Below are 15,114 nucleotides of genomic sequence, written 5' to 3' on the forward strand. Positions count from 1 at the left end.
CGGCCCGAAAATCGGAATCGATTTTCGGAAAGCACGATGCGACGATTAAAGGTGCTAGAGCGTACTTTGCGCGTCCAAGTGGACGCGCGTCGCTCTATCGCATCGGCCCGAAAATCGGAATCGATTTTCGGAAAGCACGATGCGACGATTAAAGGTGCTAGAGCGTACTTTGCGCGTCCAGGTGGACGCGCGTCGCTCTAGCCGTTTCAATGTGGAGTTTCAAAGCCCTTCCGCGCTTGCCCACATGCCATGCCGACCTGCCGGCCAGTCTGGACAGCGACGTTCCGATCGGGCAGGAGTTCGCCCATGCGCAAGCTTCTCGTCATCGGCATCGGCGCCGGCAATCCCGACCACATGACCGTGCAGGCGGTCGACGGCTTGAACCGCGCCGACGTGCTGTTCATTCCCGACAAGGGCGCAAAAAAGAACGATCTCGCAGAACTGCGCCGCCAGATCTGCGATCGATTCGTCACCAATCCAAACTCGCGCCGGGTCGAATTCGACGTGCCGGTGCGGGCCGAGCCAGCGCCCTCCTATCGCTCGGCCGTCGATGACTGGCACGAGGCGATCGCCGCGATCTATGAAAGCCTGATCCGCGACGAGCTTTCGCAAGATGGCTGCGGTGCGTTCCTGATCTGGGGCGATCCCTCGCTCTACGACAGCGCGCTGCGCATCCTGGAGCGGGTGCGCATGAGAGGCAATGTCGCGTTCGAGCTCGAGGTGATCCCCGGCATCACTGCCGTCCAGGCGCTCGCCGCCAGCCACAAGATGGCGCTGAACCGCATCGGCGATGCGGTTCAGATCACCACCGGCCGCCGGCTCACCGAGGAAGGTTTGCCCGACAATGCCGGCAGCACCGTCGTCATGCTGGACGGCAAATGCGCCTTCAACACGCTGGACGACAACGACCTCCTTATCCACTGGGGCGCTTATCTCGGCACGCCCGACGAGATCCTCATTTCCGGCCGCCTTGGCGACGTCGGCGACGAAATCGTCAGGACCCGCGACGAGGCGCGTCGGAAAAAAGGCTGGATCATGGACACTTATCTGCTGCGCAAGCCCGGCGAGCCGGAGGAGTAGGCTCCGCCGATACAGGTTCCACCGACCTCACCCGGCATCGATCTCCGCCTGTAAAGCTTCCAGATGCGCCGCCGCCGCGGAAGCCGCAGCCCGTTCGATGGCGCGAAAGCGGCTGACCACCGCAAGCCCCGCCGGCGTCAACTGGGCGCCGCCGCCCTTTTTGCCACCGGTCTGCGCCGCGACCAACGGCTTGCCGAACACCCGGTTCATGTCCTCGACCAGATCCCATGCGTGTTTGTACGACATTTCCATGCCGCGCGCCGCCGCCGAGATCGAGCCGAAAGCGGCGATCTGCTCCAGAAGCTCGATCTTGCCCGGCCCGATGCGCCCTTCTGGATCGAGGTTTATCCGCAAGCTCAGCGACGGCATTCTCTCCTCCGCAGTCCCGCCATCCATCCTAGAAGCTCTCCGGCGCTACCGCTATTCCAAAATGATATAGCGACGATCATCCGCGGGTCATCCATCCGCCTCGACTGGCAGACCGGCGCTCATGTTCGCCGGGTCGAAGCTAACCGTCTTGACCACCGCGTAGACCTCTCGACCAAGCCGGAGTTTCAGCGTCTGTCGCGATTGCTCGGTGATCCGGGCAAGCACGGTTGCGCCATGGCAGTCGATGCCGATCTCGACTGCGGGACCCTCGCCCGGCGCCATCGTCACGATCGTGCCCTGCAAGATGTTGAGCGCGCTGAGACCCGTCGGCTGTTCGGTGGCGATCATCACATCGCGGGCACGGATGCGAATGCGCATCGGCGCACCGACCGGCACCGCCAGAAGCGGCACGCGGATCTCGCCCGCCACCGAGCCGAGCACGGTCATGCCAAAGACATTGTCGTGGCGCAGCACCGCGGTATCCAGCACGGCGCCGCCCTCGCCGCGCTCCTCCGCCGGCAACAGGTCGAGCCGCTGCATGATCGCCCCGGTCGGGCCGCAAGCAGCGACTTTGCCTTGCGCCAGCACAACGACGTCGCTTGCCAGTCGTGCAACCTCTGAAATCGAATGGCTGACATAGACGATCGGGATTTTCGTCTCGTCGCGCAGCCGCTCGATATAAGGCAGGATTTCTGCCTTGCGGGCCTCGTCGAGCGAAGCCAGCGGCTCGTCCATCAGCAACAGTTTCGGGCTGGCGAGCAGCGCCCGGCCGATCGCCACGCGCTGTTTCTCGCCGCCGGAAAGCTTTGCCGGCCGCCGGTCCAGCAAAGCACCGATGCCGAGAAGGTCGACCACCGCATTGATGTCCGCATAGCGTTCGGCCGTCGGCGTGAACCAGCGGCCGTAGCGCAGATTGCTGGCCACGCTCATATGCGGAAACAGCCGCGCGTCCTGGAACACCATGCCGATGCGGCGCTTGTGCTTCGGCACGAACCGACCCGCATCCGTATCGACCAGCACGCGGCCGTCGGCCTCGATCCGCCCCTTGTCCGGCCGGATCAGGCCGGCAATCATGTTGATCAGCGTCGTCTTGCCGGAGCCCGAGGGCCCGAACAGCGCGGTCAGCCGCCCGGCGCTCTCGAAGCGGGCGTCGACCTCGAAGTCGCCGAGCCGATGGCTGATGTCGACCACGACCGTCATTCGATATCCATCCGCCTGCCGACGCGCCGCGCCAGCACCTCCGATGCGACAAGTGCTGCCATCGAGATGACGATCGAGATCAGCGTCAGCCTGAGCGCGCCGGCATCGCCGCCCGGCACCTGCGTGAACGTGTAGATCGCCGACGGCAGCGTCTGCGTCTGGTTGGGGATGTTGGAAACGAAAGTGATCGTTGCGCCGAATTCACCCATCGCCTTGGCGAAAGACAGGATCGCGCCGGTAATCAGGCCGGGCAGGATCAGCGGCAGCGTGATCGTCCCGAACACCCACAACGGATTGGCGCCAAGCGTCCCGGCCGCCGCCTCGATTCTGCGGTCGACCGCCTCGATCGACAACCGGATCGCCCGCACCATCAGGGGAAAGCCCATGACAGCGCAGGCCAATGCGGCACCCGTCCAGCGAAAGGAGAAGACAATGCCGAAGTGCTCGGCCAGAAACGCCCCGACCGGGCCGCGCCTGCCGAAGGAGAGCAGCAGCAGATAGCCGATAACCACCGGCGGCAGGATCAACGGCAGATGCACCAGCCCGTTGAGCAGCGTCTTGCCCCAGAATTGGCCACGGGCAAGCACAAGCGCGATCAATATGCCGGGCGGCAGGCTGGCGACCATCGCCACTGTCGCCACCTTGATCGACAGCCGGACCGCGTTCCATTCGTCGGGAGTGAGGTCCAGCAACCAATCCATCTTTTGGCGTGCCTCAGTTGCTCGCCGTGAGGACCGTAAAACCTTGCGCCTTGAAGAGCTCGCCTGCCTTGGCGGATTGCAGGCACTTTAGGAATGCCGACGCATGCTTGTCCTTCGAATCCGCGATCTGGGCAACCGGGTAGACGATCGGCGGGTGCGAATCCTGCGGGAAGGTGCCGATCACCTTGACGCCGGGCTCGGCATGCGCGTCGGTGGCGTAGACGAGGCCGAGCGCTGCCTCACCTGTGGAGACCAGCTTGAGCGCGGCACGCACGTTCTCGGCCTGCGCCAACTTGTCTTCGATCGCGGACCAGACGCCGAGCGATACAAGCGCCGCCTTGCCATATTTGCCGGCCGGCACCGCTTGGAAATCGCCCATGGCAAGCCTGCCGTCACCGATCAGCCCGGCAAGATCAAAACCCTTTTCGATCTTGGTTTCGACCGTCGAACCCTCCGGCGCCACCAGCACGATCTGGTTGCCGAGCAACTTCACTTCGGTATCCGGCTTGGTCAGCTTCTTGTCAGTGAGATAGTTCATCCAGTCGCGGTCGGCCGAGATGAAGACATCGGCCGGCGCGCCGCCCTCGATCTGCTTGGCCAATGCGGAGCTTGCCGCATAGGAAATGGTCGCCGCCTCGCCGACATCGGCGGCGCAGGCGGTGTTTACCGCATCCAGTGCGTTCTTCATGCTTGCGGCGGCAAAAACGATCAGCCTGTCATCGGCATGGGCAACCGGCATGGCGGCGATCAATATCGCAAGACCGCCAATGGCGGCCGCCTTCAATCCGAAACCCTTGCGCACCAGCATGAAACTCTCCCGTGGCTTGAAATCCGATCGGCGCGACCCTGCCAGTCGATATATCCGCCTGAATATAACAAGGGAAGGCTTTTTGCCTGACTTAGCCCAATAGCGCGCCGACGGCACTGCATGACACCGCCACCGCTCGCGGGCGGACGACACAGCACCGGCGAGCAATTTGAGACAAAGCAAAAAGCCCGATGTTGCGGCTCACACCGCGATGGGCGCCTTGATCGTCGCATCGGCGAGGTAGTTTTCCAGCCGGAAATCTTCGAAGCGGAAGGCAAAAAGGTCCTTCACCTCCGGATTGATCCATAGCGTCGGCAGCGCCTTGGGCGTGCGCTGCAACTGTTCGCGCGCCTGCTCGAAATGGTTTGCATAAAGATGCGCATCGCCCAGCGTATGGACGAAATCGCCGGGCTTCAGCCCCGTGACCTGCGCTACCATCATGGTGAGCAGCGCATAGGAAGCGATGTTGAACGGCACGCCGAGGAAGATATCGGCGGAACGCTGGTAGAGCTGGCAGGAGAGCCTGCCTTCCGAGACGTAGAACTGGAACAGGCAATGACAGGGTGGCAGCGCCATGGCTTCCACTTCGGCCGGGTTCCACGCCGAAACGATCAGCCGTCGGGAATTAGGATTCTTGCGTATCTCCTTCAAGAGATTGGCAATCTGGTCGATGGCGCCGCCATGGCCGTCCGGCCAGGAGCGCCATTGCTTGCCGTAGACCGGGCCGAGGTCGCCATTCTCGTCGGCCCATTCGTCCCAGATCGAGACGCCGTGGTCGTTGAGATATTTGATATTGGTGTCGCCGGCCAGGAACCACAGAAGTTCATGCACGATCGACTTCAGGTGAAGCTTCTTGGTGGTGGTGACCGGAAAGCCGCGCGCGAGGTCGAAGCGCATCTGGTAGCCGAACACCGAGCGCGTTCCGGTGCCGGTGCGGTCACCGCGATCGGCGCCGTTTTCCAGCACGCGCTTCAAGAGGTCGAGATATTGGCGCATCGGCGATTCGGGGGCTCGATTCGGGTTAGGCAATCATAACCGACTGGCTGCCGGCCGAATATGTCAAAACGGCACCAGAGTCGCTTTCTCTTACCGGTCGTTTGCGCCGCCCCTCATTGCCCTGCCGGGCATTTCTCCCCGTATAGTGACGGGGAGAAAGAGCTGCCCGCGTCAGCATCCGCAAATTGACATGCGATGCTCAGAGGCTGGCGAGCTTGCCCAGCTCCTTGGCGACCAGGTAATAAAAGGTCACCCGGCTCTTGGTGTTATCGGCCTCCATCGCCTTGCAGGTCTTTTCGATGGCGGCATCCGCCTTGCCGCCGTCGTCGACGCCGAGCTTTTTGGCAACCCAGCTGGCCTTGACGCGACCGAGTTCGTCGGGATCCGTGCAGGAGACCAGCGAGGAATCCCGATTCCTGAGCGCAATGCCCAAATGCTTCACGACCTTGGCGACCGCGTCGGCATCCGCCGCGGCGTCGTACTTCTTCACGTCTGCGAGATAATCGGCCATCAAATTTTCCCCTCGTCGGCGCCACGGGATCAAGTCGATGAGGGTTGTGGCGCGCTGCCGCAAAATGTGCGCTAGTCGGTAACTCCTCACCGCCGCAAAGCTTCGGTTGAGAGCGTTGACAAGTCAAGCCTTTGGCGATGCTGTTTGAGACAGCGGACAAAGCATCATAGAGGCCTTTCATTTTTCACGATCGGTCCCTATATCTGTTTCGTCGGCTCGACCGACTATGGCGATAAACAGGCGATGAAATAAGCCGTTCGGACCCGGGGGCGGTACCCGGCGCCTCCACCAAAAACCGCTCTGCGAAGAGCGGCTTTTGCTGGGGGCGAAATAGGATCGACGAAGGTGTAAAGATCGTACTTTTGCCCGGCATTGTACCACCGTTATCGGGCTGAACTTATAGTTGCCAACGACAACTATGCGGAAGCACGTCTCGCCGCGTAAGCGGTGCGATAGCTTCAAATCAAGCCCTAGTGGTTCGCACTTCTAGGCGGGGTTCGGAGGTACCTGGCAACAGAAACCTCCACTTCTCCTGCTTCGATTCCAACTTTCCCTCCGATCCCCATCTCACCTCGATTCTGTGACGGCAGCAGGCTTGCTGGCAGCGCCGCCGCGCCCAGACGTGAAAAAGGCCGGGACTGACCCGGCCTTTTTCATTGCTCTCACTGGAAAGCATCTATTCTGCCGGCGCTTCGACAACCTGCCGTCCGCGGCCGAGCGTCACCTTGGCCAGCGTGAACGAGATCACCGCGCAAAGCATGATGCCGGCCACCATAGGCAGCGGCGTGCCGTCGAAGAACACCCCGGCGATGCCCATGGCGACCGCGCCGATGGCGAAGTGCAGGGTGCCCATCAGTGCCGAGGCCGTGCCGGCGATCGCGCCATGCTCCTCCATGGCCAGCACCGAAGTCGCAGGGATCACCAGGCCGAGGAACCCGTAGCCGACGAACAGCAGCGCCGCCATGACGTCGAGCCGATCGACGCCGGACGCCATCACCGCGAACAGCACCACCATCGTCGTCGCATAGCCGGCCACCGCGACCCGCACCACCGGCCTCAGCCCGAACCTTTCGGACAGCGTTCCCGTCAATTGCGACATGCCGATGAAGGCGACCGCGTTGATCGAGAAGAACACGCTGTAGACCGACGGCGACAGCCCGTAGTGTTCTATCAGGATGAAGGAGGAGCTCGACAGATAGACGAAGAAGCTCGCCAGCCCGAAGCCGCCGATGGCCGCCAGGCCAAGGAAGTTGCGGTCGCCGATCAGGAAGCGATAGGCCGACAGCGCAGTGCCGAACGAACTGCCTGCACGCGCCTCGACCGGCCGCGTCTCCTTCAGCGAGGTCGCCAGCAGGATGGTGGCGAGCACCGCCCCACCGGTCACCGTCCAGAACACGGCACGCCAGCCGAAATTCTCGATAATGACGCTGCCGGTGAGCGGCGCCAGGATCGGCGACACCGAAAACACCAGCATCAGGAGCGACATCAGCTTGGCAGCTTCGGTGCCGGTGTGCAGGTCACGCACGATGGCGCGCGGCACCGCCATGCCTGCACTGGCGCCGAGCCCTTGCAGAAAACGGAAGGCGATCAGCCATTCGACCGAGGGCGCCAGCGCCGAGCCGATGCCGCCGACCATGAACAGGGCGAGGCCGCCATAGAGCGGCAGCTTGCGCCCGACCATGTCGGAGATCGGTCCGACGACGATCTGGCCAAAGCCCATGGACAGAAAGAAGATCAGCAAGCTCATCTGCACGGCTGCGGTGCTGGCCTGCAGATCTGCGCCGATCGAAGGCAGTGCGGGAAGATACATGTCGATGGCGAACGGACCGATGGCCGATAACAGGCCGAGCACAACCGCGATGCGGAGGAATTGGGGATTCATGATAGCGGGCTTCTTTCAATCTGGTTGCCGACCGGCGTGTAATCCTGGGACGTCCCATCCCGTGGAATTCCTGCAGGGGGGAATTCCTCTAAATCTAAGTCCATAAATTTAGACACTCTTGTCTAATTCGTCAATCACCTATATATAGTTTTCATGAAGCACGACGTTTCTCCTGACAGCATCCCGCCACGCGGCCATGAGGCAAAGCGCGCCTCGATCATGGACGCTGCCGGCGAGGTGTTCTGCCGCGAAAGCTTCGCCGGCGCCAATATCGACATGATTGCCGCCGAGGCCGGCGTGTCGCGCCAGACGATCTACAATCACCATGGCGACAAGGAGAAACTCTTCGTCGCCATCGTCCGCGACCTCACCGAGCGCTGCAATGCCGGCATCTTCGCCACCATTTCAACCTTTCCCGACCAGCCGAAGGATCTCGAGGCCGATCTGATCGCCTTCGCCGTGCGCATGACCCGCAACTGTATCTGCAGCCGCGACGGAAAGTTCCTGCGCAAGCTGATCCAGACCGAGGGCGAGCGCTATCCCGAGCTGTTTGCCGAATGGCGCGAACTGGGACCGGGCAGGACATGGCCGGCGATCGCCGCCCGTTTCGCCCGCCTCGCCCATGCCGGTTTCCTCGACATCGAGGACCCCGATGTCGCGGCGCGCCAGTTCCAGGCCCTCGCCAATGCCGAATTGCAGACGACCTTCATGCTCGGCGGCACGCCGACCGATGATGAAGTGCTGCAATCCGCGACACATGGCGTGCGCACCTTCCTGCGCGCCTTCGCCAAGCGGCAGCCGGCGGCCGATGCGCAAAAGCACAGCGCGCTCGCTGGCGCCTAAGCGATAAAATCTGAGGCATGCCCTCTCGCATCTGTGCTGCCGGCATCTATATCCGGTTTACGCCGCGCTCAAGCTTGATTACAGCTATGCGGACGATTCAACGGAACCCGACAGCGACATGGCCGACGACCACATTCGCTACGACATTCTGGCCCAGGAGGCACTGCGCGGCGTCATGCGCAAGGTCCTGGCCGAAGTCGCGCGCACCGGCCTCCCCGGCAACCATCATTTCTTCATCACTTTCCTGACCGGCGCCCCCGGCGTGCGCGTGTCTTCCCGCTTGCGGGAGCGCTATCCCGAACAGATGACCATCGTCATCCAGTTCCAGTATTGGGACCTGAAGGTGACCGACACCGGCTTCGAGGTCGGGCTGTCTTTCTCCGACGTGCCGGAAAAGCTGGAAATCCCGTTCTCGGCCGTGCGCGGCTTTTACGACCCGTCCGTCAATTTCGAGCTCGAATTCGACGTGAAGACGGAAACCTCGGCAGACGGGGAATTGACCGGCAAGCCCGCTTCCGAACCGCTGGCCGTCGTCGCCGAGAAAAAGCCCGAGAAGAAGAAGACCGCTGAGGCCGAAAAGAAGCCGGCCGCAGCCGACGCCGCCGCCAAGGGCGCCGAAGTGGTGTCGCTCGACGCCTTCCGCAAGAAGTGATCCGACGGGCCGCGCGACATGGCCGACATCGTCAACCTCCGCCAGGCCCGCAAGCAGAAGGCACGAGCCGAGCAGGAGCGCCTGGCCGAACAGAACCGGGCGCTGCACGGCCGCTCCAAGGCCGACCGGGAGCGTGACCGTTCGATCGCCGACAAGGCAGAAAAATTTGTCGCCGGCCATCGCCGCGAAACCTCGGGCGATGCGGATTGCCCTGAAGTCAGACCGAAAAATGCGGCGGGGTTTTCGGATAAGTCCGATGCCTGAAGTGAAATGAGTCAGGTCCGGTGAGCCCGGTCGAGAAACGCTCGGTGACCATTCGCGGCCATCGCACCAGCTATTCGCTCGAAAAGCCGTTTTTCGACGATCTCGTCGCCATCGCCGCCGCACGCAAACTGACTCTCGCCGCCCTCGTCGCCGAAATCGACGAGGCCCGGCCGCGCGATGCCAACCTGTCCTCGGCGCTCAGGCTCTACGTCCTGGATTGGGCGAAGCGAGGGATGAATCCGGTCTAGCCCGGATGGTTAGCTGGGGCTATCCGCCGCCCAGCGACTTCAGCAGATTGTCGATCGACGAGGGTTCAAGCGTGGGTTTTGGCGCGGGTCCTGATGGCGGCGGGTTGTCATTGGCCGGCGGCTGACGCGCCCGCTCGATTTTCTGCGCCTGCTCGGCGGCGGCCCTGCGCTCGGCGTCGAGCCTTGCCTTTTGTTCCGCAGCGATCCGCCTCGCCTCTTCCGCCCGCCTCGCCTCTTCCGCTTTCCGCCGTCGCTGTTCCTCGGCCTTCGCCGCCTCGTCCGCCGCTTTTTGCGCCGCCTTGGCTCTCGCTTCGGCATCCGTCTTAGCCTTGGCCTCGGCTTCAGCCTTGGCTTTAACCTCCTCTTCAGCCTTCGCCTGCGCCTCGGCTTCGGCTTTAGCCTCGGCTTCAGCCCTCGCCTGCGCATCCGCCTTGGCCTTCGCCTCCGCTTCGGCTTTAGCCTTTGCCTCGGCTTCGGCTTTCGCCCTGGCATCCGCTTCGGCTTTCAGCCGCGCCGCCTCCTGCTGCTTGCGCAATTCTTCGGCTGCCCTGTCGCGCTCGGCTTGCAGGGCCGCGTAGTAACGCACCTCGCGTCGCAACCGCTGTTTTTCAAGCAGCGCCGCCTGCATCGCCTCGACCCGCTGCTGCTCCTTTTCCAGTGCGCGCTGGGTCAGGAACTGCGCCAGCGGCTCACTGTCGAATCGCCGCTTCGCGGCGCCGAACGGTCCGTCGACGCTGAAATTCACGGTCGGGTCGGAGCCGACCAGCGCTTCGTCGCCGGGCCGATAAATGATCGAGCCACTGGCAGCGACCTTGCTGGACTTCAGGTCCGCCGTGATGTCGGCCGACAGCGTCGCCGCCGGATTTTCAAGATTGACCGGCGGCGCCCTCAGCGTGCCACCGGCGATTGTGAAGGCGATGTCGGCATCCCCAGCCGGAAAACTGCCATCCGCGGCGATCTGCGGCGCGAAGCCGGCGGTCTTGGCCGCGTCGATATCGCGCCCAATGGCGTCAGCCTTGGCGATGAAGGCGCCAAAGGCGTCGGGATTGACGCCGGCAATGGTCAAACCTTTCAGCGCCGCCGTGCCGGAACCGGACAGCGCCGCAACCATTGCATCGACCGATTTGCCACTGGTCGAGAGCGCCGCCGAGAAATCGCCGGTTCCGCTGATGCCAGTCTCGGGCAGCACTGTGGCCAGATCGGCGCCGGCAAGTTTCAGCTGGCCGGAGAAAAACCCGGTGCCGTCATTGTTCTTCAGCTCGAACAGTCCGGAAAGCGCGCCGCCGGCGAACTTTGCCTTGAGGTCCGAAACGCGGATGCCTTCGTGGTCGAGCTTCAGCGAAAGCGCCGCGTCATAGGCCGTGGCCAACGGGCCGGCGACCAGCGACGCCGTGGTCAGGTCGAGTTCGGCGGTGAACGGCAGGATGGCTTTCTGGCTGAATGGGGCGGCCGGCCAAGCCTTGCCGGAGCCCAGAAAGGCCTGGTCGCCAAACAGTGCCACCGCCATCGGGTCGAGATCCAGATCATCGAGCGCCAGCGCGCCGGCAAGATGCGGCAGCCCGTCGGTGACGCCGACATTGAGGTCACCGGAAACCGCAGCCTCGTTGATGGCGCCGCTCAGACTGGACAGCACCAGACGGCCGTTGCCGAAGTCGGCGTCGGCCGCAAGCCAAGTCGACATGCCTGTCCCCAGGCCCGGCAGTCCGACGCCTGTCGTCATCAGCCACGGCTCGATGTCGGCGGCTTCCAGGCTGATCTTGCCCTTGGCGGTGGCGCCTTGTGGCGCGCTGGCGATCGTCCCGTCGAAACCGGCTTTGAAATCGTCGCCGGTCAGGTTGAAGCTCGTCGCCATGCCGCCGCCAAGCGTGCCTTTCGCCGAAACATCAGTGGTCGCCTCGCCAAGCATGCCGAGCGGCAGCGCCGGCAGGCCGTAAAGCGCCAGAAGCGCGGTGGCGTCGGTATTCCTGGCGTTGAGGGTCACCGACACCGGCGCCTCGAGAAGCCGATCGGCCAGTCCTTTGCCGGACAGCGATGCTGAAAACGCCGAGCCGCCTGCCCTGCCTTGCGCGCTGACCGCCAGTCCCGTCGTGCCGTCGCCATTGGCGGCGGCACTTGTCACCAGATCGATGCGCGCATTCTGCAACAGCTCGGGATAGGCGGCGACACGATCCGCCAGCCCTTTCAGCACGGCATTGTCGGGATAGTGCTTCGCCGCGACATCGACCAACGGCTTGAGATCGACGGCGACCACCGAGGCATCGAGCTTGCCGGTCGGGCTCGCTGGGAAATCCTTGATCCGGCCGGTGGCGCTGATCGAGGCGCCGGCAAGTCCGCCGACCGAGAGCCGGTCGATTTCAAGCAGCCCGTCGCGCAGCCTGAGCGCCGTATCGACCGTATCGGCGGTCAGTCCGCCGGCGCTGACCGGCCCGGCCTTGATCTGGAAATCGAGGTCGCGGTCGGAAAATCGGTTGGCGCCCTTGTCGCTGATGAAGATCGAGGCGAAGGCGGCGAGCCCGTCGACGTCGAGCTCGCCGCCGTCGAGCCGCATCAGCACCGACGGCCTGGCGTCTTCGCCCTGGCTGGAATCGATGCGGCCGGAAAATTTCGCCTTGCCGAGAACGAGTTCGAGGTCGCTGAAGGCCTGGCGGTTCCCGGACAGGTCGACCCTGGCCTTGAAGCCGGCGGCCGGAAGCCGGCGGATCGCCTCGTCGACATCCTTCGACAGCCAGGCGGCGAAGCCGGAAGGCTGCCCCACGGCCAGAAGCAGCGAACCGCTGAAGCCGAACTGATCCTCGAGACTGAGCATGCCGTTTGCTTCCAGCCTGGCACGGCCCGGGAGCGTCGCGCCCAGCGACTTCACCGACCAGCCAGCATCGGCCGGCTCGGCCGAAAGGCGCACGTCACGAACCGTCGTGTCGCCGGCCACTACCGCCGGCAGCTTCACCTCGACGGTGCCCGGTATGGTCGGCTTGGGCAGGGCGAGCAGCGCCTGCTCCAACGCCGCGACGCGCTCCGACAGCGTCAGTCCGGTCGCGGCGCCGACGGCTTCATCGAACTGCACCTGAGCGCCATCGGCCTCGATTGAAAAGCGAGGGTTCGGCCCAAGGTCGACGGCAGCCTTGCCGTCGGCGGTGTAGGGATTGTCGAGTGGTCCGGTCTCGAAGCGGAATTCGTCGACGCCAAGCTTCCGGTGGTCGAGCGAGAACTTGCCGTTCAGCCTGAACCCCGGTTCCGGCTTGCCGGCGCTGGCCTTCTCACCGTCGGTGCCGTCAAGCTGTGGCAAACGCTTGTCGGCGCCATTCCTGTCAGAGCTTGTGACCCTGAACTGGCCCGAATAGATCGCGGCCCCGTCGACAATGCCGGCATTGCCATCCGCTTCGATGACCAGCGGATAGGCGTCTGGGTCGGCCTTGAGCCTGAGCCGCAATTGTCCGTCGCCACTGGCCTTGCCGGTGGAGACGACGACCGTGCTGCGCAGGCCGTCGAGCCGCAGCGAACCATCCATCCGCCAGGGTCCGGCCAGCGATCTGGCAGAGATTGTCGAATTGATCTCGGAAAGACGATGGCTGCGGCCGCCGGCGGCATGGCGCAGCGCGATCTCTCCGTCGGTCACCGTCAGCTTCTCGATCGAGATCTGGCTGGGATCGTAGGGTGAGGACGGGCGTATCGCCCAGTCGACCGTGCCGTCGGCGGCAATGTCGATCGTCGCCTTCGGCCGCACCAGCCGCATGTCGAAGATCAGCACCTCGCCGCTCAGGAAGGGCGCCAGTTCGGCATCCATCGAAAAGGTCTCGACGGTCATTGCCGGCCGGCCGCCGGGGCCGCCGGCGACAGTGACATTCGAGAAGGTCACCGAGGGAAACGGCAGCAATTTCGCCGTTGCATCGCCCTGAACGGTGACCTTGCGGCCCAGAATGGCGCTCGCCTCGCGCTCGAAATCGGCCCGGTAGCCCGTCCAGTCGATAAAATACGGCACCACCAGCGCCGCACACAGCACCAGCACGAAAAAGCCACCGAAGATCACGAACAAGCGTGCGAGCATCAACCCCCAAGCAGTTGATTGAAAATCAGCCGCACTCTACCCGCATCAGCGTGTCGATAAAGAGGCAAATCGATCGCCCCAAAAGCAAAAGACTTTAGTCGGCCGGCAGTATCTTCCCAGGGTTCATAATGTTCTGCGGATCGAGCGCCTGCTTGATCGTGCGCATGATATCGACGCTGTGGCCGAGTTCATGGCGCAGGAAGCCGATCTTGCCTTGTCCGATGCCGTGTTCGCCGGTGCAGGTTCCATCCATGCCGATCGCCCGCATGTTCAGCCGCGCGACAAACTCTTCCGTCTGCTTGATTTCCTTCGGATCGTCCGCGTCCATCAGCACCAGCACATGGAAATTGCCGTCACCGGCATGGCCGACGATCGGCGCGATCAGCCCCATCTCGGCGATGTCGGCCTCGGTTTGCGTAACGCATTCGGCAAAGCGCGAGATCGGCACGCAAACGTCGGTCGACAGCCCCTTGGCGCCCGGCCGCAGCGTCAGCGACGACCAATAGGCGTCGTGCCTGGCCTTCCACAGCTTCGTCCGTTCCTCGGCGACGCTGGTCCACAGGAATGGTCCGCCGCCATAGTCTTCGGCGATCGTGCCGAAGGTTTCGGCCTGCTCGTCAACGCCGGCGTCGCTGCCATGGAATTCGACGAACAGGCACGGGCTTTCGGGATAGTCGAGTTTCGAATAGCTCTTCATCGCCCGCATCTGCAGCGCATTGACCAGTTCGATGCGCGCCACCGGAATGCCCATCTGGATTGTCGCGATCACCGCATTGCAGGCCGCCTCGACGCTGGGAAACGGACAGACGCCGCCGGAAATCGCCTGCGGAATGCCCTGCAGCTTAAGCGTCAGCTGGGTGATGATGCCGAGCGTGCCTTCGGAGCCGATCAGGAGCCGCGTCAGATCGTAGCCGGCCGAGCTCTTTTTTGCGCGCTTGCCGGTCGTCACCGTCTCGCCGTCGGCCATCACCGCCGTCAGCGACAATACATTCTCGCGCATCGTGCCGTAACGCACCGCATTGGTGCCCGACGCCCGCGTCGCCGCCATGCCGCCGAGCGATGCATTGGCGCCCGGATCGATCGGAAAAAACAGGCCGGTGTCGCGCAGGTGCCGGTTGAGATCCTCGCGCGTCACACCGGGCTCCACCGTGCAATCGAGATCCTGCGGGTTGACCGCTAGGATGCGGTTCATCCGCGACGTATCGACAGAAATGCCGCCGCCCGGCGCGTTGGTGTGGCCCTCCAGCGAAGAGCCGACGCCGAAGGCGATCACCGGCACGCGGTGCGCGGCGCAGGCCGACACGATCTCCTGCACCTCCGGTGTCGTCTCTGGAAACGCCACGCCATCCGGCGCCTGGGTTGGAATATAGGTGGTGGTATGCGCGTGCTGGGTGCGGATCGCCTGGCCGGTCTGGAACCGTTCGCCGAGCCGCTGCTTGAGGATGCCGAGCACCGCGGCGATGCCTTCTTCGTTGCGCTCGACCGGATTGAGGTCGCTCAGAGCCATCTATTCCTCCG

At 63.6% G+C, this 15,114-nt stretch carries 14 protein-coding genes and 1 other RNA gene; 6 read left to right on the forward strand and 9 right to left on the reverse strand.

The window, feature by feature from the left end; all coding sequences use genetic code 11:
- Positions 1-306 precede the first annotated feature (306 nt).
- Positions 307-1,080 carry a precorrin-6A synthase (deacetylating) gene (cobF, locus tag AC0L2R_RS11870; protein ID WP_473509071.1) on the forward strand — a complete coding sequence of 258 codons (774 nt, stop codon included), beginning with the start codon at positions 307-309 and terminating at the stop codon, positions 1,078-1,080.
- 27 nt (positions 1,081-1,107) lie between these two features.
- Here the strand turns inward: cobF and AC0L2R_RS11875 are convergent, their stop codons facing one another.
- The 6 genes from AC0L2R_RS11875 to AC0L2R_RS11900 form a co-directional block, all read right to left on the reverse strand.
- Entirely contained in the window at positions 1,108-1,449 is a 342-nt protein-coding gene (locus tag AC0L2R_RS11875) for a winged helix-turn-helix domain-containing protein (RefSeq protein WP_023798788.1), read from the reverse strand.
- 87 nt (positions 1,450-1,536) lie between these two features.
- Positions 1,537-2,649 carry a molybdenum ABC transporter ATP-binding protein gene (gene modC / locus AC0L2R_RS11880; protein WP_419693748.1) on the reverse strand — a complete coding sequence of 371 codons (1,113 nt, stop codon included), beginning with the start codon at positions 2,647-2,649 and terminating at the stop codon, positions 1,537-1,539.
- Positions 2,646-3,350, reverse strand: a complete 705-nt coding sequence (modB, locus tag AC0L2R_RS11885) for a molybdate ABC transporter permease subunit (protein ID WP_027153742.1) — start codon at positions 3,348-3,350, stop codon at positions 2,646-2,648. The genes modC and modB overlap by 4 nt, the downstream gene beginning before the upstream one ends.
- Before the next feature lie 13 nt (positions 3,351-3,363).
- Positions 3,364-4,158 (reverse strand): molybdate ABC transporter substrate-binding protein, encoded by a 795-nt coding sequence (modA, locus tag AC0L2R_RS11890; RefSeq protein WP_473509073.1) that lies wholly within the window; start codon positions 4,156-4,158, stop codon positions 3,364-3,366.
- 201 nt (positions 4,159-4,359) lie between these two features.
- The gene (locus AC0L2R_RS11895; RefSeq protein ID WP_473509075.1) at positions 4,360-5,154 is read right to left on the reverse strand and encodes a thymidylate synthase; all 795 of its coding nucleotides are present in this window, start codon (positions 5,152-5,154) and stop codon (positions 4,360-4,362) included.
- A 199-nt stretch (positions 5,155-5,353) separates the two neighbouring features.
- Positions 5,354-5,665, reverse strand: coding sequence for a DUF2853 family protein (locus AC0L2R_RS11900; RefSeq protein ID WP_128180518.1), 312 nt, complete (start codon positions 5,663-5,665; stop codon positions 5,354-5,356).
- 171 nt (positions 5,666-5,836) lie between these two features.
- Between AC0L2R_RS11900 and ssrA the strand changes: the two genes are divergently transcribed.
- Positions 5,837-6,193: a transfer-messenger RNA gene (gene ssrA, locus AC0L2R_RS11905) on the forward strand.
- Between the two features lie 148 nt (positions 6,194-6,341).
- Here the strand turns inward: ssrA and AC0L2R_RS11910 are convergent.
- Positions 6,342-7,547 (reverse strand): multidrug effflux MFS transporter, encoded by a 1,206-nt coding sequence (locus tag AC0L2R_RS11910; RefSeq protein ID WP_473509077.1) that lies wholly within the window; start codon positions 7,545-7,547, stop codon positions 6,342-6,344.
- 153 nt (positions 7,548-7,700) lie between these two features.
- On the opposite strand from AC0L2R_RS11910, the gene AC0L2R_RS11915 reads away from it, so the two are divergent.
- From AC0L2R_RS11915 to AC0L2R_RS11930, 4 genes are all read left to right on the forward strand, one after another.
- Complete coding sequence (locus AC0L2R_RS11915) at positions 7,701-8,390, forward strand: TetR/AcrR family transcriptional regulator (protein ID WP_023798781.1); 690 nt, start codon at positions 7,701-7,703, stop codon at positions 8,388-8,390.
- A gap of 118 nt (positions 8,391-8,508) precedes the next feature.
- Positions 8,509-9,042, forward strand: coding sequence for an SspB family protein (locus AC0L2R_RS11920; protein WP_473509079.1), 534 nt, complete (start codon positions 8,509-8,511; stop codon positions 9,040-9,042).
- Positions 9,043-9,060: 18 nt separating this feature from the next.
- On the forward strand, positions 9,061-9,306 hold the full coding sequence (locus tag AC0L2R_RS11925; protein ID WP_473509081.1) for a DUF4169 family protein: 246 nt from the start codon (positions 9,061-9,063) through the stop codon (positions 9,304-9,306).
- 20 nt (positions 9,307-9,326) lie between these two features.
- Positions 9,327-9,554, forward strand: coding sequence for a ribbon-helix-helix domain-containing protein (locus tag AC0L2R_RS11930; protein ID WP_027153750.1), 228 nt, complete (start codon positions 9,327-9,329; stop codon positions 9,552-9,554).
- Between the two features lie 19 nt (positions 9,555-9,573).
- Here the strand turns inward: AC0L2R_RS11930 and AC0L2R_RS11935 are convergent, their stop codons facing one another.
- On the reverse strand, positions 9,574-13,596 hold the full coding sequence (locus AC0L2R_RS11935) for an AsmA family protein (protein WP_473509082.1): 4,023 nt from the start codon (positions 13,594-13,596) through the stop codon (positions 9,574-9,576).
- Positions 13,597-13,690: 94 nt separating this feature from the next.
- A complete protein-coding gene (locus tag AC0L2R_RS11940) occupies positions 13,691-15,103 on the reverse strand; it encodes an FAD-binding oxidoreductase (RefSeq protein WP_287291548.1) in 1,413 nt (470 codons plus the stop codon).
- Positions 15,104-15,114 lie beyond the last annotated feature (11 nt).

The sequence above is a fragment of the Mesorhizobium sp. WSM4820 genome, assembly GCF_055811075.1.

Excerpts from the sequence above, each read along its gene's own strand:
- cobF (WP_473509071.1), top strand. The coding sequence starts at position 307 with ATGCGCAAGCTTCTCGTCATCGGCATCGGCGCCGGCAATCCCGACCAC.
- AC0L2R_RS11875 (WP_023798788.1), bottom strand. The coding sequence starts at position 1,449 with ATGCCGTCGCTGAGCTTGCGGATAAACCTCGATCCAGAAGGGCGCATC.
- modC (WP_419693748.1), bottom strand. The coding sequence starts at position 2,649 with ATGACGGTCGTGGTCGACATCAGCCATCGGCTCGGCGACTTCGAGGTC.
- modB (WP_027153742.1), bottom strand. The coding sequence starts at position 3,350 with ATGGATTGGTTGCTGGACCTCACTCCCGACGAATGGAACGCGGTCCGG.
- modA (WP_473509073.1), bottom strand. The coding sequence starts at position 4,158 with ATGCTGGTGCGCAAGGGTTTCGGATTGAAGGCGGCCGCCATTGGCGGT.
- AC0L2R_RS11895 (WP_473509075.1), bottom strand. The coding sequence starts at position 5,154 with ATGCGCCAATATCTCGACCTCTTGAAGCGCGTGCTGGAAAACGGCGCC.
- AC0L2R_RS11900 (WP_128180518.1), bottom strand. The coding sequence starts at position 5,665 with ATGGCCGATTATCTCGCAGACGTGAAGAAGTACGACGCCGCGGCGGAT.
- AC0L2R_RS11910 (WP_473509077.1), bottom strand. The coding sequence starts at position 7,547 with ATGAATCCCCAATTCCTCCGCATCGCGGTTGTGCTCGGCCTGTTATCG.
- AC0L2R_RS11915 (WP_023798781.1), top strand. The coding sequence starts at position 7,701 with ATGAAGCACGACGTTTCTCCTGACAGCATCCCGCCACGCGGCCATGAG.
- AC0L2R_RS11920 (WP_473509079.1), top strand. The coding sequence starts at position 8,509 with ATGGCCGACGACCACATTCGCTACGACATTCTGGCCCAGGAGGCACTG.
- AC0L2R_RS11925 (WP_473509081.1), top strand. The coding sequence starts at position 9,061 with ATGGCCGACATCGTCAACCTCCGCCAGGCCCGCAAGCAGAAGGCACGA.
- AC0L2R_RS11935 (WP_473509082.1), bottom strand. The coding sequence starts at position 13,596 with ATGCTCGCACGCTTGTTCGTGATCTTCGGTGGCTTTTTCGTGCTGGTG.
- AC0L2R_RS11940 (WP_287291548.1), bottom strand. The coding sequence starts at position 15,103 with ATGGCTCTGAGCGACCTCAATCCGGTCGAGCGCAACGAAGAAGGCATC.